21 protein-coding genes are annotated in these 25,107 nt (G+C 74.5%); 10 read left to right on the top strand and 11 right to left on the bottom strand.

Annotation, left to right across the window (positions count from 1 at the left end; genetic code table 11):
* Positions 1–50: 50 nt before the first annotated feature.
* Entirely contained in the window at positions 51–2,249 is a 2,199-nt protein-coding gene (glgX, locus tag BLU42_RS02870) for a glycogen debranching protein GlgX (protein WP_091073179.1), read from the bottom strand.
* Positions 2,250–2,620: 371 nt separating this feature from the next.
* Between glgX and BLU42_RS02865 the strand changes: the two genes are divergently transcribed.
* Positions 2,621–3,994, top strand: a complete 1,374-nt coding sequence (locus tag BLU42_RS02865; RefSeq protein ID WP_091073178.1) for a DNA polymerase IV — start codon at positions 2,621–2,623, stop codon at positions 3,992–3,994.
* Between the two features lie 27 nt (positions 3,995–4,021).
* Here the strand turns inward: BLU42_RS02865 and BLU42_RS02860 are convergent, their stop codons facing one another.
* Complete coding sequence (locus BLU42_RS02860) at positions 4,022–4,729, bottom strand: gamma-glutamyl-gamma-aminobutyrate hydrolase family protein (protein ID WP_231918410.1); 708 nt, start codon at positions 4,727–4,729, stop codon at positions 4,022–4,024.
* A 77-nt stretch (positions 4,730–4,806) separates the two neighbouring features.
* Between BLU42_RS02860 and BLU42_RS02855 the strand changes: the two genes are divergently transcribed.
* Positions 4,807–5,103, top strand: a complete 297-nt coding sequence (locus BLU42_RS02855) for a DUF503 domain-containing protein (RefSeq protein WP_091079176.1) — start codon at positions 4,807–4,809, stop codon at positions 5,101–5,103.
* A 28-nt stretch (positions 5,104–5,131) separates the two neighbouring features.
* Here BLU42_RS02855 and BLU42_RS02850 read toward each other — a convergent pair whose 3' ends face one another.
* Positions 5,132–5,947 (bottom strand): DUF4261 domain-containing protein, encoded by an 816-nt coding sequence (locus BLU42_RS02850; RefSeq protein ID WP_157719736.1) that lies wholly within the window; start codon positions 5,945–5,947, stop codon positions 5,132–5,134.
* A gap of 376 nt (positions 5,948–6,323) precedes the next feature.
* On the opposite strand from BLU42_RS02850, the gene BLU42_RS02845 reads away from it, so the two are divergent.
* Positions 6,324–7,670: an MFS transporter gene (locus tag BLU42_RS02845; protein ID WP_091073176.1), complete on the top strand. Its 1,347-nt coding sequence runs from the start codon at positions 6,324–6,326 to the stop codon at positions 7,668–7,670.
* A gap of 66 nt (positions 7,671–7,736) precedes the next feature.
* On the opposite strand, the gene BLU42_RS02840 is transcribed toward BLU42_RS02845, so the two are convergent.
* From BLU42_RS02840 to BLU42_RS02830, 3 genes are all read right to left on the bottom strand, one after another.
* On the bottom strand, positions 7,737–8,630 hold the full coding sequence (locus BLU42_RS02840; protein ID WP_091073175.1) for an alpha/beta fold hydrolase: 894 nt from the start codon (positions 8,628–8,630) through the stop codon (positions 7,737–7,739).
* Positions 8,627–11,959, bottom strand: a complete 3,333-nt coding sequence (gene lysX / locus BLU42_RS02835; RefSeq protein WP_091079172.1) for a bifunctional lysylphosphatidylglycerol synthetase/lysine--tRNA ligase LysX — start codon at positions 11,957–11,959, stop codon at positions 8,627–8,629. The genes BLU42_RS02840 and lysX overlap by 4 nt, the downstream gene beginning before the upstream one ends.
* A gap of 189 nt (positions 11,960–12,148) precedes the next feature.
* Positions 12,149–13,714 carry a hypothetical protein gene (locus tag BLU42_RS02830; protein ID WP_157719735.1) on the bottom strand — a complete coding sequence of 522 codons (1,566 nt, stop codon included), beginning with the start codon at positions 13,712–13,714 and terminating at the stop codon, positions 12,149–12,151.
* A 232-nt stretch (positions 13,715–13,946) separates the two neighbouring features.
* Between BLU42_RS02830 and BLU42_RS21570 the strand changes: the two genes are divergently transcribed.
* Positions 13,947–14,081: a hypothetical protein gene (locus tag BLU42_RS21570; RefSeq protein ID WP_269458011.1), complete on the top strand. Its 135-nt coding sequence runs from the start codon at positions 13,947–13,949 to the stop codon at positions 14,079–14,081.
* On the opposite strand, the gene BLU42_RS02820 is transcribed toward BLU42_RS21570, so the two are convergent.
* Both BLU42_RS02820 and BLU42_RS02815 read right to left on the bottom strand, forming a co-directional pair.
* Entirely contained in the window at positions 14,078–14,575 is a 498-nt protein-coding gene (locus tag BLU42_RS02820) for a ribose-5-phosphate isomerase (protein WP_091073172.1), read from the bottom strand. The genes BLU42_RS21570 and BLU42_RS02820 overlap by 4 nt on opposite strands.
* 62 nt (positions 14,576–14,637) lie before the next feature.
* Positions 14,638–15,414, bottom strand: coding sequence for a polysaccharide deacetylase family protein (locus tag BLU42_RS02815; RefSeq protein ID WP_091073171.1), 777 nt, complete (start codon positions 15,412–15,414; stop codon positions 14,638–14,640).
* A 74-nt stretch (positions 15,415–15,488) separates the two neighbouring features.
* Between BLU42_RS02815 and BLU42_RS02810 the strand changes: the two genes are divergently transcribed.
* Positions 15,489–16,931 carry a YcaO-like family protein gene (locus tag BLU42_RS02810; RefSeq protein ID WP_091073170.1) on the top strand — a complete coding sequence of 481 codons (1,443 nt, stop codon included), beginning with the start codon at positions 15,489–15,491 and terminating at the stop codon, positions 16,929–16,931.
* 21 nt (positions 16,932–16,952) lie between these two features.
* Here the strand turns inward: BLU42_RS02810 and BLU42_RS02805 are convergent, their stop codons facing one another.
* On the bottom strand, positions 16,953–17,750 hold the full coding sequence (locus BLU42_RS02805; RefSeq protein ID WP_331715251.1) for a mycothiol-dependent nitroreductase Rv2466c family protein: 798 nt from the start codon (positions 17,748–17,750) through the stop codon (positions 16,953–16,955).
* Between the two features lie 69 nt (positions 17,751–17,819).
* On the opposite strand from BLU42_RS02805, the gene pepN reads away from it, so the two are divergent.
* On the top strand, positions 17,820–20,402 hold the full coding sequence (gene pepN, locus BLU42_RS02800; protein WP_091073169.1) for an aminopeptidase N: 2,583 nt from the start codon (positions 17,820–17,822) through the stop codon (positions 20,400–20,402).
* A gap of 3 nt (positions 20,403–20,405) precedes the next feature.
* Entirely contained in the window at positions 20,406–21,287 is an 882-nt protein-coding gene (locus tag BLU42_RS02795; RefSeq protein WP_091073168.1) for a DNA-3-methyladenine glycosylase family protein, read from the top strand.
* Between the two features lie 25 nt (positions 21,288–21,312).
* Here the strand turns inward: BLU42_RS02795 and BLU42_RS02790 are convergent, their stop codons facing one another.
* Together BLU42_RS02790 and BLU42_RS02785 are read right to left on the bottom strand one after the other, a co-directional pair.
* Entirely contained in the window at positions 21,313–21,714 is a 402-nt protein-coding gene (locus tag BLU42_RS02790; RefSeq protein ID WP_231918408.1) for a DUF5130 family protein, read from the bottom strand.
* Positions 21,695–22,051, bottom strand: a complete 357-nt coding sequence (locus tag BLU42_RS02785; RefSeq protein ID WP_157719734.1) for a hypothetical protein — start codon at positions 22,049–22,051, stop codon at positions 21,695–21,697. Before BLU42_RS02785 ends, BLU42_RS02790 begins: the two co-directional genes overlap by 20 nt.
* A 123-nt stretch (positions 22,052–22,174) precedes the next feature.
* Here BLU42_RS02785 and pyrR point away from each other — a divergent pair, with 123 nt between their 5' ends.
* Genes pyrR through BLU42_RS02770 form a run of 3 tightly spaced genes read left to right on the top strand, consistent with a single transcriptional unit; the run spans position 22,175 to position 25,097 of the window.
* Positions 22,175–22,825: a bifunctional pyr operon transcriptional regulator/uracil phosphoribosyltransferase PyrR gene (pyrR, locus tag BLU42_RS02780; RefSeq protein WP_172825843.1), complete on the top strand. Its 651-nt coding sequence runs from the start codon at positions 22,175–22,177 to the stop codon at positions 22,823–22,825.
* The gene (locus BLU42_RS02775) at positions 22,825–23,805 is read left to right on the top strand and encodes an aspartate carbamoyltransferase catalytic subunit (protein ID WP_091073164.1); all 981 of its coding nucleotides are present in this window, start codon (positions 22,825–22,827) and stop codon (positions 23,803–23,805) included. The genes pyrR and BLU42_RS02775 overlap by 1 nt, the downstream gene beginning before the upstream one ends.
* Entirely contained in the window at positions 23,802–25,097 is a 1,296-nt protein-coding gene (locus BLU42_RS02770) for a dihydroorotase (RefSeq protein WP_091073163.1), read from the top strand. Before BLU42_RS02775 ends, BLU42_RS02770 begins: the two co-directional genes overlap by 4 nt.
* Positions 25,098–25,107 lie beyond the last annotated feature (10 nt).

Raw genomic sequence — 25,107 nt, 5'->3', positions numbered from 1 at the left:
GGGTGCACCCTCCCCGAAGGGAGGGCGCACTCGCCCCGGCGACGACCGGGTCAGGCCTGGCCGGACACCTTCGCGAACGTCGGGCGCACCTCGTCGGCCCGCCGCTCGGCCTCCTGGCGCGCCGACTCGGGCACCGCCGCGGTGGAGAGCACGACCATCGAGTGCCCGGGGACGGCGTGCCGGGTGCGCGAGGTCCACGGCTCGACGCCGGGGTCCACGCCGCCGGTCGCGGTGTCGAGCCGCACGGTCCAGCTGTCGCCGTACACGTCCGCCGGGGTCGTGAACTCGATCTCGTCGGCGCTGGCGTTGAACATCAGCAGGAAGTGGTCGTCGCTGATCCGCCGCCCGAGGTTGTCCGGCTCGGGGATCGCGTCACCGTTCAGGAAGACCATCAGCGACTGCGAGTAGCCGGTCTGCCAGTCCGCGTCGTTCATCTCGGTGCCGTCCGGCTTGAGCCAGACGATGTCGCCGAGCGCGCTCTGCCCGCCGTGGCTCGCGTCGCCGGCGAAGAAGCGGCGTCGCCGCAGCACCGGGTGGGCCTTGCGCAGGGCGATGGCGCCGGAGGTGAACTCCAACAGCCCGCGCTGGTCGGCGTCGAGGCCCCAGTCGATCCAGGAGGTCTCGTTGTCCTGGGCGTAGACGTTGTTGTTGCCGCCCTGGGTGCGTCCCAGCTCGTCGCCGTGGGCCAGCATCGGCACGCCCTGGCTGACCATCATCGTGGTGATGAAGTTGCGGACCTGCTGCAGGCGCAGGCCCTTGACCGCCATGTCGTCCGTCGGGCCCTCGACGCCGCAGTTCCAGGAGCGGTTGTGGCTCTCGCCGTCGTTGCCGCCCTCGCCGTTGGCCTCGTTGTGCTTCTCGTTGTACGACACCAGGTCGCGCAACGTGAAGCCGTCGTGGGCGACGACGAAGTTGATCGAGGCCGTGGGGCGCCGGTCGGAGTGGTTGTAGAGGTCGCTGGAGCCCGTGATGCGGGAGGCGAACTCCCCCAGCGCGGCCGGCTCGCCGCGCCAGTAGTCGCGCACGGTGTCGCGGTAGCGGCCGTTCCACTCCGTCCACAGGGGCGGGAAGTTGCCGACCTGGTAACCGCCGTCGCCGAGGTCCCACGGCTCCGCGATCAGCTTGACCTGGCTGATCACCGGGTCCTGCTGGATGATGTCGAAGAACGCGCTCAGCTTGTCGACCTCGTGGAACTGCCGGGCCAGCGTCGCGGCGAGGTCGAAGCGGAAGCCGTCGACGTGCATCTCGAGCACCCAGTAGCGCAGCGAGTCCATGATCAGCTGCAGCACGTGCGGGCTGCGCATCAGCAGGCTGTTGCCGGTGCCCGTGGTGTCGTAGTAGTGGGCCTGGTCGCCGTCCACGAGGCGGTAGTACGAGGCGTTGTCGAGCCCGCGGAACGCGATGGTCGGGCCCAGCTCGTTGCCCTCGGCGGTGTGGTTGTAGACGACGTCGAGGATGACCTCGATGTTCGCCTCGTGCAGCGCCTTGACCATCGCCTTGAACTCGGTCGTCTGCTGGCCGCGCTGGCCGGAGTTCGCGTAGCCGTTGTGCGGGGCGAGGAAGCCGATCGTGTTGTAGCCCCAGTAGTTCGTGAGGCCCTGGTCGACCAGGTGCGAGTCGAGCACGAACTGGTGCACGGGCAGCAGCTCCACCGCGGTCACGCCGAGCTGCTTGAGGTGCTCGATCGTCGCCGGGTGCGCCACGGCCGCGTACGTCCCCCGGATGTCCTCGGGGATGTCCGGGTGGGTCATCGTGAGGCCCTTGACGTGCATCTCGTAGATGACCGACTCGTGGTACTGGTGGCCCGGCGGGCGGTCGTGGCCCCAGTCGAAGAACGGGTTGATGACGACGGAGAGCATCGTGTGCTCGCGCGAGTCGTCGGCGTTGAAGGCCGCGTGGTCGGCGAAGTCGTAGCTGAACAGCGACTGGTCGCCGTCGATCATGCCCTCGATCGCCTTGGCGTACGGGTCGAGGAGCAGCTTGGCGGGGTTGGACCGCTGGCCCTGGGCCGGGTCGTACGGGCCGTGCACCCGGAAGCCGTAGCGCTGGCCGGGCTGCAGGCCGGGCACGTAGCCGTGCCAGACCGAGCCGTCGACCTCGATGAGCTCGACGCGGGTCTCCGCGAGGTCGTCGTCGAGGAGGCAGAGCTCGACGCGCTCGGCGACCTCGGAGAACACGGCGAAGTTCACACCGGTGCCGTCGAACGTCGCGCCCAGCGGGTAGGGCCTGCCTGGCCAGATGTTGTCCATGTCACCTTCGGGTCGAGTCGATGGGGCGTCGCGTCGACGCGCCCCTCGGCCGGCCCACCTCGTCGGGGCCCAGCGCACTGCGGACGAATGGTGCCACAGGCACCGTCGGCACCGGCGGGCCGCGAGGGGCGGCCCGGGCCGGTCACCTGGACAAGGAGCTGGTGGGAGCGCCCGTGGACATCGCCCCCACCAGCCGCGTGAGCAGGTGTCGGACCGTGCCGATCGGCCCGACGTCCATCATGTTGATGCCTCAACCTCGAGACAACGATGTCGCTTCACGCAGCGTCACCTCAGGATTCGCTCATCCGAGCGGTCGCGGCCCCGTGGGGCGTGACCCGCGCCACGCGTCACGTCGTCGGCAGAATGGACGGGTGCGACGCGAGGCCTCGGTGCTCCACCTGGACCTCGACGCCTTCTACGCCTCCGTCGAGCAGCGTGACAAGCCGTCGTTGCGGGGCAAGCCGGTCGTGGTGGGCGGCGTCGGCCAGCGGGGCGTGGTGGCGACCGCGTCGTACGAGGCTCGCGTCTTCGGGGTGCGCTCGGCGATGCCGTCGCACGAGGCCCGGCGCCGCTGCCCGAACGCGGCGTTCCTGGTGCCGCGCTTCGACGTCTACAAGGTGGCGAGCGGCCAGGTGATGGGCCTCCTGCGCGCGCTGTCGCCGCTGGTGGAGCCGCTGTCGCTGGACGAGGCGTTCGTCGACCTGCGCGCCTCCCCGACCCCGCTCGACCTCTCCCCCGACGGGCTGCGCACGCTGCTCACCCGTCTCAAGGACGACGTGCACGCCGCGACCAGCGGCCTCACCGCGTCGGTGGGCGCGGCTTCGTCGAAGTTCCTCGCCAAGATCGCGAGCGAGCTCGAGAAGCCCGACGGGCTCACCGTCGTGGAGCCCGGCACGGAGGTCGAGCGCATCGGTCCGATGAGCGTCGGGGTGATCTTCGGGGTGGGTCCGGTGACGCGGGAGCGGCTGGACCGCATCGGGGTGCGCACGGTCGCGGACCTGCGCCAGGTCGAGCCGGCCGAGCTCGCCCAGGTGGTCGGGCGCGCGCACGCCGAGAGCCTCGCCGAGCTGGCCTGGGCCCGCGACGACCGCCCGGTCGAGGCCGAGCGGGAGGCGAAGTCGATCTCGGTCGAGGACACCTTCGCCACCGACGTCAAGGACCGGGTCGAGCTGGCCGAGATCCTGCGCCGCGACGCCCGGCAGGTGGCCTCGCGGCTGGTCGCTGCGCAGCTCTTCGCCCGGACGGTGACGATCAAGGTCCGCCGGCCCGACTTCTCCACGATCACCCGCGCCCGCACGCTGCGCGGCGCGACCGACCGGGCCGAGGTCATCACCGCCGTCGCCCAGTCGCTGCTCGACGCGGTCGAGGTGACCGGCGGGGTGCGCCTGCTCGGCGTGGGTGTCGCCGGTCTGACCGACCTGCTGCAGGACGACCTCTTCGCCGAGGAGGAGACCGGGTCGGAAGAGGCGCCGGACGACGACGCGGAGGAGGCGACGCCCGCGGCGGTCGAGCCCGCGCAGCCCCCTGGCTCGACCGAGGACCACGCGTACGGGCCGCCGGCGACGGGCTGGGCGCCGGGCCTGGACGTGGAGCACGACGAGCACGGGCCCGGCTGGGTCTGGGGCGCGGGGGTCGGGCGCGTCACCGTCCGCTTCGAGACCCGGGACACCGCGCCGGGCCCGGTGCGGACGTTCGCCGAGGACGACCCGGCGCTGCGCCGCCGGGACGCGACGCGCGACGCCTGAGCCGGCGCGCTGGAGGGGCCGGACGGGTCAGCGGGTGACGAGGGCCCGCGAGGCCGCGCCGACGAGCCCGGCGAAGAGCCCGTGGTCGTCACCGCTCTCCGGGTGCCACTGCACGCCGACCCAGTAGCCGCGCTCGGCGTCCTCGATCGCCTCGATCGTGCCGTCGGCGGCGCGGGCCGAGACCGCGAAGCCGGGGTGCGCCACCACGGCCTGGTGGTGGTGGCAGCTGACCTGCATCGCGTCGCCGACCATGGTCGCCACCATCGAGCCGCCGACCGTGCGCACGGACGTCCACCCGTACGCGTCGCCCTCCGGCCCGTGCTCGGTGTGGCCGACGACGTCGGGCAGGTGCTGCTCGAGACGGCCGCCGCCGTGCACGGCCATCAGCTGCATCCCGCGGCAGATGCCGAGGGTCGGCACGCCGCGCTCGGCGGCCGCGTCGAGGAGCGCGAGCTCCCACGCGTCGCGGTCGGGCCGGGTGTAGGTGTGCGGGCCGCGCTCCTGGCCGTAGCGGGAGGGCTCGACGTCCGCCCCGCCGGTGACCACGAGCCCGTCGATCCGGCCGACCAGCGCCTCGGCCCCCTGGGCCTGCGGCGGCAGCAGCACCACGGTGCCCCCGGCGGCCTCGACCGAGCGGACGTAGGTGGCAGGCAGCAGGTCGGCCACCTCGGTCCACACGCCCCAGCGGGCGGTCTCGCGGTAGGTGCTGAGGCCGATCACGGGACGGGGCAGCACGCGCCCATGATCACAGATCCGCGCCCGCCCGGATCTCCGGGTCAGGTCGTGTCGCGCGAGCGGCCACAATGGGCCGCGTGTGGACGGGGACGCTGGAGCTGGACCTGCTGCTGGGCGACGTGCACTCGCTCAAGGAGAAGCGCTCGGTGGTGCGGCCCCTGGTCGCCGAGCTGCGGCGCCGCTTCGACGTGAGCGCGGCCGAGGTCGGCCACACCGACCTCCACCGCCGGACCTCGGTCGGGGTCGCACTCGTCTCCGCCGACCGCGCGCACGTCGTCGAGGTGCTGGACGCCGCGGAGCGCCTGGCGGCCTACCGCCCCGAGGTCGAGCTGCTGTCGGTGCGGAGACGGCTGACCAGCACCGAGGACGAGTAGCCCGCCTGCCGAGCCAGGCCGAGAGGGCTCAGCGGGCCCGCTTGCCGGCCGCGTACGGGTCGCCCGGGTCGATGTCGACCACGCGGCGCGACGGGCCGATCAGCGAGTCCTCGTGGTGGCAGGTCCAGCGGTCGTCGGACTCGATCCCCGAGATCGTGTGGCCCTCGCCGAGGACGTCGCCCTCCTCGAGGAGGTAGCCGGCGGTCGCGTAGAGCAGGGCCCCCAGCCGTCCCGGCTCGAGGTCGCGGAAGTGCACCTGCAGGTCGGGCAGCCCGAAGGGGGCGAGCCCCCGGGTGTCCATGACGAGCTCGTCCTCGTCGTCGCTGACGCTGAAGAGGCGGACGTTCAGCAGGCCGCCGAGCCCGTCGGCGGCGGGCTCGCCCGGGTCGCTGACCCGCTGGCTGGTCGGCCAGGACAGCGCGACGGGACGGGTCGCCACGGCGAGCGCGCGCACCACCCCGACCAGCGCGGCAGCGCGGTCGCGCGCGGTGTACGCGTCGCCGTACATCTCGACGACGAGCACGCTCGCGCGGGCGGGCGCCAGGGCCTCCTCGGCGCCCGGCCAGTCCCAGGTCTGGCTGGTATCAGGCAGGGACTTGCCGGGCTCGTCGAGGGACGACCCCGGCAGGACCAGGCTCACGAGCGGACGTCGCGGAGCCGGCTCGCCGGCGTCGCCCGCCGGTCGGGGCGCCAGCTCTCCGCCGTCGTAGGGCACGACCAGCGAGCCGTCCTGCACCTCCGTGCCCGGCGACACGGCCCGCAGCCCCTCGAGGAGCATCGGGTCCGTCAGGTCGGGTGCGGTCTCGTACCAGAGCTCGGCGATCAGGCCCTCGGGCTCGGTCACGGCGGTCCCCCTCGTCGGCGGGCTGCCGACGGCGGCCCAGCATGGTGGCGAGCCTAGGTGACCCCTGCTCGACCGGGTGAGCCCCGAGACGCAGCCGGTCAGCTCCGCCTTCCCGACGACCGCGCGGCCGTCCGGCGCCTGCACAGCGGCAAGGACCGCGAGCAGGTGCGCCACGCCGAGGAGCCGCCCGACGGCCGGCCAGCTGCACGCCCTCCTACCGACGCGATCGGACGTCTCGGCGCCGACACTAGACATTGAGCAAACGTTTGATCACACTGCTGTCGCCGTTCCCGACATCCGTCAGCAGCGCAGTCGTCGCGCTCGTCGCCGTCGTCGCAGGGCCGGCACCACACCGAGGACCGAGGGAGATCCGCGAATGGTTGACCCAGCGCAGCGCAGCGAGTCCAGCCCGCTCAGCCGACGCACCAACGTCCGGCGGACGGGCTGGGCCGCCGTCATCGGCAGCGTGGTCGAGTACTACGACTTCACCCTCTTCGGGCTGGCCGCGGCGGTCGTGTTCGGCCGGCTCTTCTTCCCCCAGCAGGACCCGGCGGCAGCGACCATCAGCTCGCTGCTCACCTTCGCCATCGGCTACTTCGGCCGCCCCGTCGGTGGTCTGCTCTTCAGCCACTTCGGCGACCGGATCGGCCGCAAGCCCATGCTGATCACGACCCTGCTCCTGATGGGGGTGGCGACCGTCGGCGTCGGGCTGCTGCCGACCTACGACTCCATCGGCGTCTGGGCACCCGTGCTGCTGGCGGTGTGCCGCGTCCTGCAGGGGATGGGAGCCGGCGCGGAGTACGTGGGGTCGCTGGTGATGCTGGCCGAGAGCGGCAACCAGCGGCGCGCGGGCCTGCGGGTCGCCCTGCCCGGCATGGGGGTGTTCGCCGGCATCGTCATCGCCACCGCGGTCTTCACGCTCATCTCGACGCTGCCGGAGGACGACCTGCTCAGCTGGGGCTGGCGGGTGCCCTTCCTCGCCAGCGCCGTCACCGTCGGCATCGCGCTGTGGATCCGCTCCGGCATCGAGGAGACCGAGGAGTTCACCAGGATCAGGTCGCGCGGTGAGGTGGTCCGCGTCCCGTTCGTCGAGGCGCTCCGCACGCAGTGGCGCGAGGTGCTCCTCGGCTACGGGATCCTCGGCCCGTACCTGCTGTTCTCGTCCCTCACGCAGGTGTACCTGCTGTCCTACCTCACCACCACCATGGGCCTGCCCGCGAGCTTCGGCCTGCTCGCCAACCTGATCTCCTCGGCGCTGGCGATCGGGATGGTGCCGCTGTTCGGCTTCCTGGGCGACGTCGTGGGCCGGCAGCGCGTCTGGCTGGCCGGCTGCGGGGTCTTCGTGCTCTTCGGTGCGCTCGTGTTCCCGTTGTTCGCCACGGCGAGCGAACCCGTGATCGTGGTGACCATGGTCGTGGGCATCAGCATCGGCCTGGCGTCCCTGTTCGCCATCCAGGGTGCGCTGGTGATCGGGCTGTTCGCACCGCAGCACCGCCTCTCCGGGGTCGTCCTCGTCCGCGAACCGGCCGCCGCGCTGATCGCCGGCCCGTCACCGGCCTTCGCCGCCTGGCTCGTCGCCACGGCCGGCGGGGCGACCTGGCCGGTGGCGGCCCTGTTCGTGGGTGCAGCGGTGATCGCTGGTGCGACGGTGCTGCTCGGGCGTCGTCGCTTCACGCGAGACCACTCCCAGGACGAGGCGCGGGTGACCAGCAGCTCCCGGTGACCGGGGCGGTGGCCGCGCCGCACGCCGGCGGAGCGCGTCCCCTCGTCGGCGCAGGCCTGACGAGGCTCAGGCCGGGGTCGTCCCCCGCTCGTCCTCGGGCAGCAGGCCGAGCACGGCCTCGGCCACGACGTCCGGGCGGTCGAGCATCATCAGGTGGCGGCTCCGCTCGACCACGACCTGCCGGCCGCCGACCCGGTGGGCCAGCACGCGCTGCTTGCGCACCCAGGCCGCACGCGAACCGGCGGTGAGCACGACCGACGGAGTGCCCGGCCAGGTCGTGGTCTCCAGCAGGGTCTGCAGGTCGGCGAGCTGGTCGGCGTACGCAGCCTGCTCGGCCACCACGCTGGCGAGGGTGTCCGGACGCCGGAAGAGGTCGTCGGTCCCCGGCGGGCGGTCGTAGTCGATGGGCAGCCGGTGGCTCTGCGACCACACGGCGACGCGGGTCGAGAGCGAGGCGGCCAGCGCGAACGGTGGCAGCCTCGAGCCCTCGAGGGCGAGCCGGGAGGCGGCGAGCCAGGCCCGGTCCAGCGCGGCAGGAGCCGGCTTCGCGTCCAGCTCGATGCTGGCGTCGAGCAGCACGAGGCCGCTGACGGAACCGGGGTGCTGCCGCACGAGCGCCTCGACGTGCGGGCCGGCCATCGAGTGCGCCACGACCACGGGCGGCTGCCCGAGGGCCTCGCACAGCTCGAGCAGGGTGGCGACCTCCTCGGCGAGCGTCGGGAGGCGTCCCGGCCAGGGCGTCTCGACCATGCCGGGACGGTCGATCGCGACGAACCAGCGTCCGGGCATCGCTGTGCGGACGGGGCGGAAGGCGTACGAGGGGACGGCGCAGCCGGGCACCAGCATGATCGGGGTTCCGAGGTCCTCGCCCAGCCCGGGGGCGACCTCGAGGTGCACCTGACGCCCGCCGAGGGTCGTGACGTGCGAGCCCTCGGTGCGCACGACGTCGGCGGCGTTCACCGGGCGGCGTCGGAGGAGCGCGGCTTGACCAGCGGGAAGGCGATCGTCTCCCGGATCGAGGCCTGCGTCAGCATCATCACCAGCCGGTCCATCCCCATCCCCAGGCCACCGCTCGGCGGCATCGCGTGCTCGAGCGCGAGCAGGAAGTCCTCGTCGAGCTCCATGGCCTCAGGATTGCCCCCCGCGGCCTGCAGCGACTGCGCGGTGAGACGGGCGCGCTGCTCCACGGGGTCGACGAGCTCGGAGTACGCGGTGCCGATCTCCGCGCCGAAGGCGACCAGGTCCCAGCGCTCGGCCAGCCGCGGGTCGACGCGGTGCTGCCGGGTCAGCGGCGACACCTCGGCGGGGAAGTCGGTGTAGAAGGTCGGACGCACGGTGCGGGACTCCACGAGGTGCTCGTAGAGCTCGAGCAGCACGTTGCCCCGCGTCCACGAGCCGTCGACGGCGATGCCGAGCGCGCGCGCGAGCGCGAGCAGCTCCTCCTTCGGGGTGTCGGCGGTGACGGTGGTGCCGGCGGCGGCCGAGATCGCGTCGTTCACCGTGACGACCGGCCAGTCGTCGGCGAGGTCGACCTCGTGCTCGACCCCGGACGCGTCCGTGCCGCGCACCAGCGTCCCGCCGCTCACCGCACGGGAGGCGTTGACGACGATCTGCTGCGCGACCGTCCGCATGGTCGTGTAGTCGCCGTACGCCTCGTAGGCCTCGAGCATCGTGAACTCGGGGTTGTGCGTGGCGTCGGCGCCCTCGTTGCGGAAGTTCCGGCCGATCTCGAAGACCCGGTCCACCCCGCCGACCATGAGCCGCTTGAGGAACAGCTCGGGCGCGATCCGCAGGTAGAGGTCGAGGTCGTAGGCGTTGATGTGCGTCCGGAACGGCCGGGCGTTCGCACCGCCGTGAATGGTCTGCAGGATCGGGGTCTCGACCTCGAGGAAGCCGCGGGCGTCGAGCGTGTCGCGCACCGCGCGCAGCACGGCCGAGCGGGACCGCAGCCGCCGGCGGGCCAGCGGGTTGACCGCCAGGTCGAGGTAGCGCTGCCGGACACGGGCCTCGGGGTCCCGGACCCCGCCCCGGACGTCGGGCGGCGGGCGCAGCGACTTGGCGGTCAGCAGCCAGGTGGTGACGCCGACCGACAGCTCGCCGCTGCGGGAGCGGACGACGGTGCCCTCGGCCCCGAGGTGGTCGCCCAGGTCGACGTCGCGGCGGAGCCGCTCCAGCGCCTCCTCCCCCGCCACGTCGGCGCTCAGCAGCAGCTGGACGTCGCCGCTCCAGTCGCGCAGCACCACGAAGGTGACGCCGCCGAGGTCGCGCACCGCCACCACGCGCCCGGCGACGCTGACCGGCCGGCCGAGGTCCGCGTCGCCGGCCTGCGAGACCGAGTCGGCGGTGTCCTGCGGGTGGAAGGACGGCGGGTAGGGGTCGGTGCCCTCGGCGACGAGCCGCTCGCGCGTCGCCATGCGCAGCCGGACCTGCTCGGGCAGCCGCGACCCCGCGGGCTCGGGGTCGGCGACCGGTGCGACGAGGGGCTCGACGGCGAGCGTGCCGTCGGCCGGGACGTGGCGCGCGGCACCCAGCTCGACGCGGGGCCGGAGGAAGGACGGCAGGTCGATGAACCCCTCGGCGACGCCCAGCGCCGTGCCGACCAGGGCGATGTCGCGCGTCTCGGCGAAGCACAGGAACCGGGGCTGCCACTCGGGGCGGTACTTCACGTTCGAGCGGTAGAGCGACTCGAACTGCCACCAGCGCGAGGCCACCAGGAGCAGGCGGCGCCACAGCCGCAGCACCGGACCGGCGCCGATCCGGGCGCCCTCCTCGAAGGCGCTGCGGAACACCGCGAAGTTGAGCGAGACGCGCCGGACACCGAGCTCGGGCCCGGCGTCCATCAGCGCGCTGACCATCAGCTCGGTGACGCCGTTGTCCGCGTCGGGGTTGCGCCGCATGACGTCGAGGGAGAAGCCGTCGGTCCCCCACGGCACGAAGGACAGCAGCCCCGCGACCTGGCTCGCCGCACCGCCGTCCACGCCCGCCCGGTCGACCGGCAGCAGGGCCTCCACCATCAGGCAGGCCGCGTCGGCGGGGTCGCCGAGCCGGCCGAGGGCCATCGAGAAGCCCCGTTCGCTCTCGGTGTCGCGCCACGCGTCCGCGCGCCCGACCAGGGCCTCGAGCTCGGCGGGCGGGATGTCGCGGTGGCGTCTGATGCGGGTCGTGTAGCCGAGGCGCTCGAGGCGCTGCACGGCCTGGCGCACCGGGCGCATGTCGCGGTCGGCGAGGTGGAAGTCGCGCGGGTGCAGCACGGCCTCGTCGCCGATCCGGATCACCCGCAGGCCGAGGTCACGGGCGTACGCGGTCGCGCCGGCCTCGCTGGCCCCGACGACGGCCGGCGTCCAGCCGTAGGTGTCGGCCAACGCCTGCCAGGCCCGGATGGCCCCGCCCCAGCGCTCGGGCGGACCGATCGGGTCGCTGCTGGCCAGGCACACCCCGAGGTCGTTGCGGTAGGTGACCGCGGCGGCGCCGTCGGGGGCGAAGACGACCGACTTGTCGCGGCGGGTGGCGAAGTAGGCCAGCGAGTCGTCCCCGGAGCGGGCGACGAGCGCGCGGACGCGGGGCTCGTCCTCCTCCGACATCAGCGCGGCGAGCTGCTGGGAGCGGGTCAGCGCGACGACGGCGGCCAGCAGGGTGAGCCCGAGCAGCAGCCCGACGACCGTGCCGATCCAGCCGGGCGCGCTCGCGACGGCCTGCGGGGCGAGGTCGGTCTCGGTGCCGAAGAGGGTTCTGACCAGGCGGTTCGCGATGAACGCGAGGCGCCCGCGCGGGCCGACCAGCTCGGTGGGGAACACGGTGACCAGGGCCATGCCGACGCCGACGGTGACGACCAGCCCGCCGAGCAGGACCAGGAGCGCCTTGCGCACGCTGCCGGGGGCGCGGCGGGCGCTGAACTCGCCGCGGTAGTGGACCATCGCGGCGGTCAGCGCGCCCAGCGCGGCGAGGTTCAGGGCGAAGCGGGCGTAGACGGGCAGCGAGCCGAAGTCGGTCTGGACCGCGAAGAGGGAGGCGACCAGGCCGGTGACCACGGCCAGGTCGGTGAGCAGGAAGAAGCCGAAGATGACCAGCGCGAGGACCCAGGCCACGTGCTTGCGCCGGGCCAGCGCCGCCCCCAGGAGGAGCAGGAAGACCGCGAAGCCGATCGAGGCCCCGTCGACGGGGAAGAAGACGGTCGAGCAGAGGTCGACGAGCGCCTCGATCCACCCCACCCCGGGGAACGCCGTGCCCAGCACGACCACGACGGCGGCGAGGAAGCACAGCCGCGACACCAGCTGCGGCAGCCGCGGCATCCGGGGGGTGCCGCGGACCGAGCCGGACCGGCCGGAGCCCGCAGCCGGCCGCTCGCCGACGGTGCCCTGAGGCCCGGCGGCGGGGGGTCCGACGGTCGTGCTCGTCACGCTCACACTGTGGCAGACGGCACCGGCACGCCGTGAGTTCCCGCGCCATCTCCTCGGAGCCGTACGCCGCCCAGCGCGTGCTCAGGCGGGGGTGCCGCCCAGGACCAGCCACGCCAGCGCGCGCCCCGCGGCCGCTCCCCCGGGTCGCTCGGCCACGCGGGCGCGCACCTGGGCCGACGCCCGCCGCGCGACCTCCGCCGCCCCGGTGCCCCAGACCCCGCGCAGCCGCTCACCCGTGGCCTCGTCCACGAGGCCGAGGACGGCCGACGCCAGGGCCAGCCGCTCGAGCCCGGTCGGCGGGACCGACCGCCCGGGGAGCCCTGCGCCGAGCGCCGCGCCGAGGCGGCGCAACCCCGCGACCAGGGCCTCCGGGGTGACCTGGCCGGGCCGCAGCAGCACGGCGAGCTCCAGCCCGGCGTCCGAGGCGGGGCTCGAGGCCCGGAGGAGGCCGGCGAGGTGGTCCACCGCCGGTGCCGGGTCCTCGCCGGACCGCAGCCGGGCGAGGGCGAGGGCGACACCGGCCAGGCCGACGCCCGGCGCGGGCAGGGCGACGCCCCGCAGGCCACGGGTGGCGGCGTCGAGCGTCGCCCGCGCCGTGGGCCCGGCGACGCGGTCGGCCTCGCGGGCCAGGAGGGCGAGCGCCAGCGGATCGACGGCTGCCGCGCCCGTCGGGTGCTCGTCGAGCTGCTCGACGAGCAGCCCGGTGGCCAGCTCGAGCGCCTCGGCGGCCACGTCGCCGCTCCCCGCCCCGCCCCGGCGCAGGGCGTCCTGCACCACCAGGGCGGCCGCTGCTCCCGGCAGCCGCACCGTCCCCGACGGCGTGGTGGGCCCGGCCAGGAGAGCCGCAGCCTCGGAGTCCAGGAGGTCGTCGAGGTCCGGGGCCCAGACGAGGCGGTGGGTGGTCGTCCCGCGCACGCCGCGCAGCTCGACCGTGGCCGGACCGGGCTCGAAGGCCTCGACCCGCACGGCGTCCTCCCCGACCTCGACGTGCAGGCCCGGCGCCACGACCGCGACGTCCGGACCGGCGGGCAGGACGACCGACTGGCCGAGCTCCAGCCACGGCGTCGCCGGCAGCGCCGACCGGTCGACCAGGCGCGGCTCCGCCAGCACCTCCCACCGCCACTGCACGGCCGCGCGGTGACCGGGTGGCAGGGTCAGCGGCCCGAGCAGCAGCCCGTCCTCGTCGACCCCGGTCTGGACCCCGGCCCGGAGCCGCCCGACGAGCAGCCGACCCGACCCCGAGGCGGGCTGCACCGCGTACGCCCCGACCGCCCCGGCCGCCAGCGCCGTGGCGACCGCACCCGGCGCGGGCCGCCACCTCAGGCGTACGCCGGTCAGCTCCAGCGCGACGTCGGACTCGTTCGCGAGCACGACCCGCACGGTCCACGCGTCGTCGACCGCGTGCCGCACGAGCGCCCTGAGCCCGTCCCCGCCGACCTCGACCTCGACCTCGTCGGCGTCGGCGCGCACCTGCGGGCTCCCCAGCGCGAGCGGACCGGTGGCGGCGGCCACCTCCAGGACGCCGGCGTCGACGAGCCATGCCACGCCCGACACCACGTCGGTGGCCTCGACCGAGCCGGAAGGTCCGACGCGGAGCAGCAGCCCCGGAGCCTCCAGCACCACATCCGCCTCAGCGTGCTCTGACATCTCTCACGTCCCTCCTGCCTCAGGACCGCCAGGCTCGTGGAGGTCCACCGGTTTCGCACGCGTGGCGAATCATCGCGGCTCGATAACGCTTGCGTGTCCGCCCTCGGCTGGGCCGTCCCGCGCTCCTAGCGTGGATCATGTGCCGAGTGACCACGGGCGTCGAGCCCACCACCCCCACGCCGACCGGGACCTGTTCCCCCGGGACTTCGGCCGGGACGGAGCCTCCGGCCTCGTGACCCTCGACCGGGCCATGCGGGCCCGAGACGTCTCGCGGCCCACGATGGCCGACGAGCTCGAGGCCGCCGAGGTCGTCGACAGCCTGCTCGCCCGCGTCGACGGACGGCGCGCGCGGGCGTACGCCCGCTAGACGCCCTCGTCCGCGGTGCCGTCCTGGTCGTCCTGCTGGGCGGCCCGGCTCATCACCTCGTAGCGGGCCAGCAGCGCGATGCGGCGCGCGTGCCGCTCCTCACCGCTGAACGGCGTCGAGAGGAAGGTGCGCGCCAGCGCGACGGCCTCCTCCTCGCTGTGCATGCGGGCACCGATGCCCATGACGTTGGCGTCGTTGTGCTGGCGGCCGAGCGAGGCCGTGTCCTGGTCGTAGACCAGCGCGGAGCGCACCCCCTGGACCTTGTTCGCCGCGATCTGCTCGCCGTTGCCCGAGCCGCCGATGACGATGCCGAGCGAGCCCGGGTCCTTGACGACGGCCTCGGCCGTGGGGATGCAGAAGATCGGGTAGTCGTCCTCGGCGTCGTACTCGACCGGGCCGTGGTCGACGACCTCGTGGCCGTCGCCCCGCAGCGCCTCGACCAGGTGCCCCTTCAGCTCGAAGCCCGCGTGGTCGCTGCCGATGTGAACGCGCATGGCTGCAGTCTCGCAGAGCCCCCGGGGGCGGTCCCGAAGGGCTCGAGCGCGCCTCGGCTGCCTCAGATCCTCTCAACCGACCAGTTCGAGACGAGGTGGGTCACGCCGAGCTCGACCAGCGTCCGGTTGCCCAGCAGCGAGCCGTCGAAGCGCGTCCCGCCACGCCACGCGGCGATGCGCGGGGCCCGGCCCGTGGCCCGCTCGATGCGGCGGAAGGGTTCCACCACCTCGGGTCCGACGGTCGCCTCGTCGACCTCGGCCGCCGCGACGTGGCGGGTGGTGTGCACCCCGACCTCGTGGGCGGTCGCGATCTCGCCGAGCTGGGCGTCGGTGAGCAGGCGGCCCGACGTGGGCGCGTGGAAGATCGGCAGGAACACAGCCCGCAGCCCGAGCGAGCGCGACAGCTCGGCGGCGAACTCCGCGGTCCGGGCGAAGCCGTCGTAGAAGCCGACGAGCACGCGGACCTCGCCGACCTGCTGCTCGGGCGCGTCCAGGTCGAAGCTCGAGCCCAGGGCGGCGGCGCGGCGCAGCTGCTCGCGCACGACCTCCTGGTTGCGCCCGCGGATCCGGTGGAAGTTCAGGGCCAGCAGCGGCCGCTCGAGCAGCCGCGCCGCCAGGCTGCCCGGCTCCGGCGTACCGAGGTCCTCTCCGTCGAGCATCCGGGCCGCCAGGTCGACCTGCACCTGGTAGGCCGCGGCGCCGTACGGCTCGGCCTCCTCGGGACCGGCCGGCGCGGTGCGCAGCAGCACCGGGACGCCGGCGCCGCGGTGGGTCTGCGCGAGGATCAGGTCGCGCAGGCGGGCGCCGTCGCCCGCGTGGCTGACGTCGCCGTGCTGCACTGTGGACCCTGCCTCTCGCGTCGTGCGTGGTGGTGAGGCCGACAGTCAAGCAGCACGCAGACGAGGGGGACCAGGTGCTCGAGCAGGGTGCGTCCGACGCGGTGACGGCGTACGGGGAGGTGCTGGGCCGCGGCGGCCAGGTCGTCGACTTCGACATCTCCGCCCTCGACCACCTCGGCGTCCCGGTGACGAGCTGCTCGCTGATCGTCGACGGCCGGCTCGCCATGAACGGCAACGGCTACGGGCTGACGAGCGAGGACGCCCGGCTCAGTGGGCTCGGCGAGCTCGCCGAGGGCGTCCTGGCGGGTGACCACGTGCGGAGCCTGCACGCCCGGGCCGTCCGCGGGTCGTTCGAGGAGCTCGTCCGGCGCGAGGGCGTCGACCGGGTCGCCGACCCGGCGACGCTCTGCCTGCCCGCCGGCTCGCCGTGGACGCCCGCGACGCCGATCACCTGGGTGCCGGTCGTCCGCGTGCGGACCGGGGAGGAGGTCTGGGCCCCGCTCGACCTCGTCGCCAGCGACCCGGCCGAGCGCGACGACGCCGGCTCCCCCGCCCTGGTCACGCCGGTGACGAACGGGCTCGGCGCGGGCCTCGACGCGGAGCGCCCCGTCCGCCACGGGATCCTCGAGATCCTGCAGCGCCACACGAACGGGCTGCGGTTCCGGGCGCTGGACCTCCGCTCGCCCGAGATCGACCCGAGCGGGCTCGACCCGGACGGCGAGGTGGCGGCGCTGGCCGCGCGCTTCGCGGCCGAGGGCGTCGAGGCGGTCTTCAAGCACGCCGCGACGTCCTTCGGCGCCTGCTCGACCTACGTCATGGGCGTCGACCACGACGACTCCTCGCCGATCCGCCTCACCGCCTGCGGCGAGGCGGCCGAGGAGTCGGTCGAGCGCAGCCTGCTCAAGGCCCTGCTCGAGCACGCGAACTCGCGCGCCCGCAAGGCGTTCTGCTTCGGCGACCGGGCGGCCGCGAGGGCCGTCGCCGACCCCGACTACTGGGCCGCGGTCGAGCGCGGCGGGGCGACCGGCGAGCCCCGGGCCGTCAGCGCCATGCGGGCGTGGCACGACCTGGGCGCACAGCGGCTGCGCGAGCTGACCGCGCCCGACCGCTCACGCACGGTCGGCCGGGACGCGATCGAGGTGCCGGCCGGCGACGCCGCCGACGGGACCCTCACCGGCCTGCTCGCGACCCTGGCCGGCCACGACGTCCTCGCGGCGACCACGCGGGTGGGTGAGGTGCACGTGGCCAAGGTCCTCGTGGGCGGCCTCGAGGTCGAGACGATGTCCTACGGCCGAATCGGCGAGGCCGGCGTCGCCGACCTCCTCACCACCGACCTGGGGCTGGTCCGCCTGGGCGACGGACCGACCGAGAGCCACCCGGACCGCGTCGTCCTCACGGCCAAGGCCGAGGAGCGGCTCGGCGGTCCCGCCTGGTTCTCCTACGCGGCGGCCGAGCGCGTGGTCGGGCCGCTCTACCCCCTCTACCGCGAGCCCCCGCGCCACCTCGTCGAGGTGTAGCGGAGGCTCGCCGCGGCGGGCTCAGTCGAAGATCGGGTCGACCGTGCGGGTGCGCTTGAGCTCGAAGAAGCCCGGGTACGAGGCGAGCGCGAGCACGCCGTCGTACACGCGGCCGGCCTCCTCGCCCTTGGGCGCGGGCGACATGACAGGGCCGAAGAAGGCGACGTCGCCGACGTGGATGACCGGCGTGCCGACGTCCTGGCCGACCGGGTCCATGCCCTGGTGGTGCGAGGCGCGCAGGGCCTCGTCGTTGTCGCCGACGTCGCCGGCGTCGGCGAGCTCGGCGGGCAGTCCGACCTCGCGCAGCGCGGCCTCGAGGGTGTCGCGGCCGAAGCCCTGCTGCTGGTTGTGGATCCGGGTGCCGACGGCGGTGTAGAAGGCGCGCAGCTGCTCCTGGCCGTACCGCTCCTCCACGGCGATCGCGACGCGGACGGGGGCCCAGCCGAGGTCGAGCATCTCGCGGTAGCCGTCGGGCAGGTCACGCCCGGCGTTGAGCACCGAGAGGCTCATCACGTGGAAGACCGTCTTCACGGGGCGGACCTGCTCGACCTCGAGCATCCAGCGCGAGGTCATCCACGCCCACGGGCAGATCGGGTCGAACCAGAAGTCGACGGTCTGCACCGCCTGGTCCCCCGCCTGGCCGGCGACCCGGCCCGCCACCTGGCTGGTCGCGTCGGCGGTGCGCGCCCGCACCTCCTCGCCCAGCTGGCGCACCTCGGCGACGAGGGCGTCGAACGCCTTGCGGGTCTGCTTGCCCAGGGCCTCGATCTCGGTCCTGGCGTCCGTCTGCTTGCTCTTCTGCTTGGTCGGCTTCGCCATGGCCCAAGCCTAGGCACCGACCGCCATCGGCCACCGACCGCGTACGGGCGTCGTGGAAGGATCGGCCGCATGTTCCCCGACAACCTGACCAGGGCCGAGGCGCAGGCGCGCTCGGCGCTCATCGGCACCGACACGTACGCGGTGCACGTCGACCTCTCCGGTCGCGAGGTCGAGGACGCCACCCGGCTCTTCACGAGCACCACGACGATCCGCCTGACCGCCCGCGAGGCGGGTTCGCTGCACGTCGACCTGATCGCCGACCACGTGCGCTCGGCCTCCCTCGACGGCGTCGCCCTCGACCCGGCCAGGTTCGTGGACTCGCGGCTGCCCTTCGACGTCACCCCTGGCGAGCACGAGCTGGTCGTGGACGCGGTCGTGCGCTACAGCCGCAGCGGCGACGGGCTGCACCGCTTCGTCGACCCGGCGGACGGCGCGGTCTGCCTCTACACCCAGTTCGAGCCGGCCGACGCCCGCCGGGTCTTCGCCTGCTTCGAGCAGCCCGACCTCAAGGCGCGGTTCTCCTTCTCGGTGCTGGCACCGTCGTCGTGGACCGTCGTCTCCGGCGGGGCGGTCGTGTCCCAGACGCCCGACGCGGACGACGCCGACCTCACGCTCACCACGTTCGCCGAGACCAAGCCGGTCTCGACCTACCTCACCTCGCTGCTGGCGGGCGACTACGCCGTCGTCGAGGGCCAGCTCACCAGCACGGCCGGGCCGGTCGCGGCGAACATCATCTGCCGCCGCTCGCTCGTCGACAGCCTCGACCCCGAGGCGATCCTCGAGGTCACCCAGGGCGGCTTCGACGTCTTCGAGGCCAGCTTCGGGCTGGCCTACCCCTTCGGCAAGTACGACCAGGCCTTCGTGCCGGAGTACAACGCGGGCGCGATGGAGAACGTCGGGCTCGTCACCTTCCGCGACGAGTACGTCTTCCGCAGCCGGGTCACGCAGGCCTCCCGCGACTACCGGCGCGAGGTGATCCTGCACGAGCTCGCGCACATGTGGTTCGGCGACCTGGTGACCATGCGCTGGTGGGACGACCTGTGGCTGAAGGAGTCCTTCGCCACCTGGTGCTCCAACTTCGCCGCCGAGGCGATCACCGGCGACCCGGCGACCAGCTGGGCGACGTTCAGCGCGGGCTCCAAGACCGGCGCGATCCGGGCCGACCAGCTGCCCTCCACGCACCCGATCTCCGCCGACATCGTCGACCTCGAGGCGGTCAGCACGAACTTCGACCAGATCACCTACGGCAAGGGCGCCTCCGTGCTCGCCCAGCTCGTGGCCTTCGTCGGGCGGGACGCGTTCCTCTCCGGCGCCCGCGACTACTTCGCCGAGCACGCGTACGGCAACACGAGCCTGGCCGACCTGCTGCGGGCGCTCGAGCCGCCCTCGGGACGCGACCTCACCGCGTGGAGCAAGGCGTGGCTGGAGACCGCGGGCGTCAACACCATCGCGCTCGAGGTCGAGACCGACGAGGCGGGCACGGTCACCGCCCTCGACGTCGTGCAGACGGCTCCGCCGGAGCACGACACGCTGCGCCCGCACCGTCTCGCCGTCGGCGCGTACGGCCTCGTGGACGGCCGGCTCACGCGGACCGACCGGGTCGAGCTCGACGTCCAGGGCAGCCGCACGCCGGTGCCGGACCTGGTCGGGCGCCCCCTCCCCGCGCTCCTGCTGCCCAACGACGGGGACCTCACCTTCGCCAAGGTCCGCCTGGACGAGCGCTCCCGCGGTGCGGCGGTCGAGCACCTGCCGGAGGTCGGCGACCCGCTCGCGCGGGCCGTCGTGTGGGCGTCCCTGTGGGACTCCTGCCGCGACGCCGAGCTGCCGGCACGCGACTACGTCGACGTGGTGCTGCGGACCGCGGCCGTCGAGACGGTCCCGACCCAGCTGCGGCTGGTCCTCGCCCAGGCCGCGCTCGCCGCGAACTCCTACACCGGGCTGGGCGAGCGCGCCGAGGTGCAGGGCCGCCTCGAGGCGGGGCTGTTCGCTCTCCTGAAGGCGGCCGGGGCGGGCTCGGACGAGCAGCTCGCCTTCACCCGCTCCTTCGCCGCGGCGGCCAACCCGGGCTGGGGCTCCGACGTCGTCGCCGGGTGGCTCGAGGGTCGCGACGTGCCCGAGGGGCTCGTCGTCGACCGTGACCTCCGCTGGCTGCTGGTCGGCCAGCTGGCCCGGCTCGGGCGGCTCGACGGCGCGGCCATCGACGCCGAGCAGGCCCGCGACAACTCCAACACCGGCGCCGAGCTGGCCGCGGGCGCCCGGGCCGCCCGACCGACGCCCGAGGCCAAGGCCGAGGCGTGGCGCCTGGCCTGCGAGAGCGACGAGGTCACCAACAGCGTCCAGTCCGCGATCTGCGCGTCCTTCGTGCAGCGCGGCCAGGACGAGGTGCTCGCGCCCTACGTCGAGCGCTACCTGGCGATGGTCGAGGAGGCCTCCGCGCTCGGCGGGGTCTGGCAGAGCAAGGGCGCGGTGCTGCGGACGAGTGCGGTCCGCGGCCTCTTCCCCCTGCCCGCCGACCGGGAGGGCTTCCTGGCCCGCCTCGACGCGTGGCTGGGCGAGGTCGACCTGTCGGCCTCGGTCAGCCGGATCGTGCGCGAGCGGCGCGACGACTCCCTGCGCTCGCTCCGCTGCCAGCAGGCGGCGGGGCGCCCGTAGCACGTGGCACCCTCCGCCGGCACGGACCGCTCGCAGCCGGTCGCGTACCGCACCCTCGCGACGACGACACCCTTCGACGGCGCGACGCTCTTCGCCTTCCTGCGCCGCTTCGCGGTCCCGGGGGTCGAGGCGCACACCGAGGTCGACGGGGTCTGCACGCTGGCCCGCTCGATGCGGCTCGCGCACGGCCCCGGCCTGGTGCGGGTGCGCTGGGACGGTTCGGTGCTCGGCTTCGCCTTCTCGGGCGACCCGGCGGACGAGGAGGACGCCGAGCGCCGGACCCGTCGTCTCGTCGACGCCGACGCCGCGGTCGCGGAGATCGGGGCGCGGCTCGGCGCTGACGAGCACCTGGCGCCCGACGTGGCGAGCAGCCCCGGGCTGCGCCTGCCCGGGGCGACGGACGTGGCCGAGGCCGCGGTCCAGGCGCTGGTCAGCCAGCAGATCTCGATGGCCGCGGCCGCCCGCTGCTCGGCCAAGCTGACCGAGGCGTACGGGGAGCGGCTCGAGGCACCGGACGCCTCCGGCGTCGCGTGGCTCTTCCCCACGACGAACGCGCTGGCCGCGGCCGACCCCGAGACGCTCCCGATGCCCCGGGCCCGGGGCCGCGCCCTGGTCGGGCTGGCCGCGGCCCTGGCCTCGGGGTCGCTGGTCCTGGACCCGGAGCGCGGCTGGCCGGAGCTGCGCCGGTCGCTGATCGCGCTGCCGGGCATCGGCCCGTGGACGGCGGACGTCGTCGGGCTGCGGGCGCTCGGCGAGCGCGACGTCCTGCTCGGCACCGACCTCGCGGTGCGCCGCCAGCTCGAGGCCCGCGGGATCACGACGACGGAGGCCTGGTCACCGTTCCGCAGCTACGCGACCGTGCACCTGTGGCGGCCCTACGTCTGAGCCGCCACGCCTCGCGCGCGTGGGCCTAGTCGTCGTCGGTGCGGGCGTGCAGGGTCTGCGGCCGACGGGCCGCCTCCCCCATCTGGGTGATGCCGTGCGAGAGGCCGCCGACGATGTCGCCGGCCACGAAGGACGAGCGCATCGACGCGGCCGCCAGCGCGCAGTCGCGGTCGGAGAGCGCCCGCTTGGCGCCCGGGCCGGTCACCACCTCGAGGACCCGGAGGTCGGGGTCGCAGAGGACGAGGACCGTCTCGGACGGGTCCTCCAGGGAGCCGTGCACCTGCAGCGCGAACGCCCGGGCGTCCTCCTCCGCCGGCCCGACGTAGAGGGAGAAGCGCAGCCCGGACGCGTCCTCGGCGATCTCGACCGCCCGCCGGAGCCGGCGGTCGGCGTCCGGGGTGAGCTCGTCACCAGCGGGCACTGGCACCCCCGGCGTCCGCCTCGGCCGTGGCCGGCCCGGCCGTCCTGGGCGACGCCTCGAGCTCGCGGCGCTCGCCCTCGGCGATGGCCGGCAGCTCGTCGTCGGCACCGCCCATGATCGAGCGGGCGCGCCCGCCCATCCAGACCGGGTCGTCCTCGTGCGGACCGGGCCCGCGCCGGGACTCCTGCATGACCTTGTTGCCCTTGGACACCGCGAACACGATGAGGATCACCACGAGGGGGATGCCCACGAGCAGGCCCAGCTCCTGCAGCGGGGAGGTGGGCGGCACCTCCGGCCAGCCGAACAGGGTCGTGTCGAGAGGCACTAGCATGCTCACCGTCATGGACCAACGGTATCCGGCGGCCCACGACGACGACGCGACCCCTGGTCAGAGCGGGGTCGGCGGCCCGCTGGGCCGGCCACGGGCCCGGAGCGGGCGGACGACTGGAGGAGTGCGGGCGTGTCCCTGACGGAGCCCGACGACCCCCGTGCGACGAGCCGTACGGTCCTCGACGTCGAGCAGATCACCAGGGCCTGCGCGCGCATGGCCCACGAGGTGCTCGAGGCCAACCGCGGCGCGGCCGGGCTGGTGCTGCTGGGGATCCAGACCCGCGGCGTGCCGCTCGCCCGGCGCCTCGGCCGGGCCATCGCCGAGGCCGAGCCGGGCCTCGAGCGCCCGGTGCCGGTGGGTTCGCTGGACGTGACCATGTACCGCGACGACCTGCGCCGCCAGCCCACCCGGGCGGTCGGGCGCACCGAGGTGCCGGTCCCGGTCGACGGCGCCGTGGTCGTGCTCGTCGACGACGTGCTCTTCTCCGGCCGCACGGTCCGCGCGGCGCTGGACGCCCTGGGCGACCTCGGCCGTCCCCGCGCCGTACGACTGGCGGTCCTGGTCGACCGCGGGCACCGCGAGCTCCCGATCCGCGCCGACCACGTGGGCAAGAACCTGCCGACGCGCTCGGGCGAGCGGGTGTCCGTGCGCCTGGAGGAGGTCGACGGCACCAGCGAGGTGACGATCTCGGCCCCGGCCGGGCTGCCCGAGGCCGGCCCCGAGGACGCGTACGCCGAGCCGGGCTCCCCGGACACGACCGGCTCCACGGAAGGGGACGAGGACTGATGCGCCACCTGCTGTCCGCCGCCGACCTCGAGGCGGCCGAGGTCGCTGAGATCCTCGACCTCGCCGAGCAGATGGCGCTCGTCCAGAGCCGCCCGGTGAAGAAGCTGCCGGCGCTGCGCGGCCGCACCGTGGTCAACCTGTTCTTCGAGGACTCGACGCGCACCCGCAGCTCCTTCGAGCTGGCCGGCAAGTGGCTCTCCGCCGACGTGATCAACATCAGCGCCAAGGGCTCGTCGGCCTCCAAGGGCGAGTCCCTGCGCGACACGGTGCTGACCGTCGCCTCGATGGGCATCGACGCCATGGTCGTGCGGCACATGGCCAGCGGCGCCCCGCTGCAGGTGGCGCGCTGGTTCGCCGCGCAGGGCCTCGGGGTGCACGTCGTCAACGCCGGCGACGGCACCCACGAGCACCCGACGCAGGCGCTGCTCGACGCCTTCACCCTGCGGCGGCACTTCCGCGCCCAGGACCCCGGCCGGTCCGACGCGCTGGCCGGTCGGCGGGTCGCGGTGGTCGGCGACATCACGCACTCCCGCGTCGCGCGCAGCAACGTCCTCCTGCTGACCACGCTCGGGGCGGAGGTCGTGCTCGTCGCCCCGCCGACGCTGCTGCCGTCGGGCGTGGGCACCTGGCCGGTGGAGGTCAGCCACGACCTGGACGCGGTGCTGCCCGACGTCGACGCCGTGATGATGCTGCGCGTCCAGCGCGAGCGGATGTCGGGCGGCTACTTCCCCACCCCACGGGAGTACACGGTCGGCTACGGGCTGACGCGCACGCGCCTGGGGCTGCTGCGCCCCGGGACGCCGATCTGCCACCCGGGCCCGATGAACCGCGGCCTGGAGATCTCGGCCGACGCGGCCGACTCGGCGGGTTCGCTGGTCCTCGACCAGGTCGCGGCCGGCGTGGCGGTGCGGATGAGCGTGCTCTACCAGCTGCTCGGCGGGCAGGACGACGCCGGCGACACGACAGGAGCGGTGCGGTGACGCAGGACGAGGGGCAGGGGCGCGACGTCCTCGTGCTCGGGGCCGACCTGGCCGGGGGTGGTCCTGGCGACCTCCTGGTCCGTGACGGACGGTTCGCGGACCCGGGCGACGCCCACGGCGACGCCCTCCGCGTCGACGCCCAGGGGCTCGTCGCGCTGCCGGGCCTGGTCGACCTGCACACGCACCTGCGCGAGCCGGGCCGCGAGGACGCGGAGACGGTCGAGTCCGGCACGCGCGCGGCCGCCCGCGGCGGCTACACCGCCGTCCTGGCCATGGCCAACACCAACCCCGTGACCGACACCGCCGACGCCGCCGAGCACCTCGCCGCGCTCGCCGCCCGGGTCGGCTCGGCCGAGGTCGTGCCCGTCGGGGCCGTCAGCAAGGGCCTGGCCGGCGAGGAGCTCGCCGAGCTCGGCCTGATGGCCCGCTCGACGGCGCGGACCCGGGTCTTCTCCGACGACGGGCACTGCGTATCCGACGCCCGGCTGATGCGCCGGGCGCTGGAGTACGTCCGCGCCTTCGACGGGGTCGTCGCCCAGCACGCGCAGGACCCCGGGCTCGCCGGCCGCGACGCCTGCTGCGACGAGGGCGAGACCTCCGGCCGGCTCGGCCTGCCGGGCTGGCCCGCGGTCGCCGAGGCCGGGATCGTGGCGCGCGACGTCCAGCTGGCCGAGCTGACCGGGTCCCGGCTGCACGTCTGCCACGTGTCCACCGCCGAGACCGTCGACGTGCTGCGCTGGGCCAAGGGCCGCGGCGTCCCCGTCACCGCCGAGGTGACGCCGCACCACCTGCTGCTCACCGTCGACGAGCTGCTCGGCTACGACCCGACGTACAAGGTCAACCCGCCGCTGCGCAGCACCGAGGACGTCGCCGCGCTACGCGGCGCGCTGACCGACGGGACCATCGACGCGGTCGGGACCGACCACGCGCCGCACGCCCGCCACGACAAGGAGCACGCCTTCGTCGACGCCGCCTTCGGCATGCTCGGGCTCGAGACCGCGCTCGCCGTGGTCGTGGAGACGATGGTCCGGCCGGGTTCGCTCGGCTGGGCCGACGTCGCGACCCGGATGTCGTCGGTGCCGGCGCACATCGCCCGGCTGACCGGGCAGGGCCGTCCGCTCGCCGTCGGCGAGCCCGCGAACCTCGTCCTCGTCGACCCCGGGCGCCGCGCGGTCGTGGACCGTGACGGTTCGCTGTCGCTGTCGCGCAACAACCCGTGGCACGGGCGCGACCTGCCCGACCCGGTCGTCGCGACCTGGTGGCGGGGCCGCCGGACCTTCGCCCGGTCCTGAGGAGATGATC

Source organism: Microlunatus sagamiharensis (genome assembly GCF_900105785.1).
Classification (GTDB): domain Bacteria; phylum Actinomycetota; class Actinomycetes; order Propionibacteriales; family Propionibacteriaceae; genus Microlunatus; species Microlunatus sagamiharensis.
Note: the sequence above shows the minus strand (reverse complement) of the source record. Positions and strands in the feature narration are given on the sequence as shown.

Excerpts from the sequence above, each read along its gene's own strand:
- pepN (WP_091073169.1), top strand. The coding sequence starts at position 17,820 with ATGTTCCCCGACAACCTGACCAGGGCCGAGGCGCAGGCGCGCTCGGCG.
- glgX (WP_091073179.1), bottom strand. The coding sequence starts at position 2,249 with ATGGACAACATCTGGCCAGGCAGGCCCTACCCGCTGGGCGCGACGTTC.
- BLU42_RS02805 (WP_331715251.1), bottom strand. The coding sequence starts at position 17,750 with ATGGCGAAGCCGACCAAGCAGAAGAGCAAGCAGACGGACGCCAGGACC.
- BLU42_RS02830 (WP_157719735.1), bottom strand. The coding sequence starts at position 13,714 with ATGTCAGAGCACGCTGAGGCGGATGTGGTGCTGGAGGCTCCGGGGCTG.
- BLU42_RS02785 (WP_157719734.1), bottom strand. The coding sequence starts at position 22,051 with ATGACGGTGAGCATGCTAGTGCCTCTCGACACGACCCTGTTCGGCTGG.
- BLU42_RS02845 (WP_091073176.1), top strand. The coding sequence starts at position 6,324 with ATGGTTGACCCAGCGCAGCGCAGCGAGTCCAGCCCGCTCAGCCGACGC.
- BLU42_RS02820 (WP_091073172.1), bottom strand. The coding sequence starts at position 14,575 with ATGCGCGTTCACATCGGCAGCGACCACGCGGGCTTCGAGCTGAAGGGG.
- BLU42_RS02775 (WP_091073164.1), top strand. The coding sequence starts at position 22,825 with ATGCGCCACCTGCTGTCCGCCGCCGACCTCGAGGCGGCCGAGGTCGCT.
- lysX (WP_091079172.1), bottom strand. The coding sequence starts at position 11,959 with ATGCCGCGGCTGCCGCAGCTGGTGTCGCGGCTGTGCTTCCTCGCCGCC.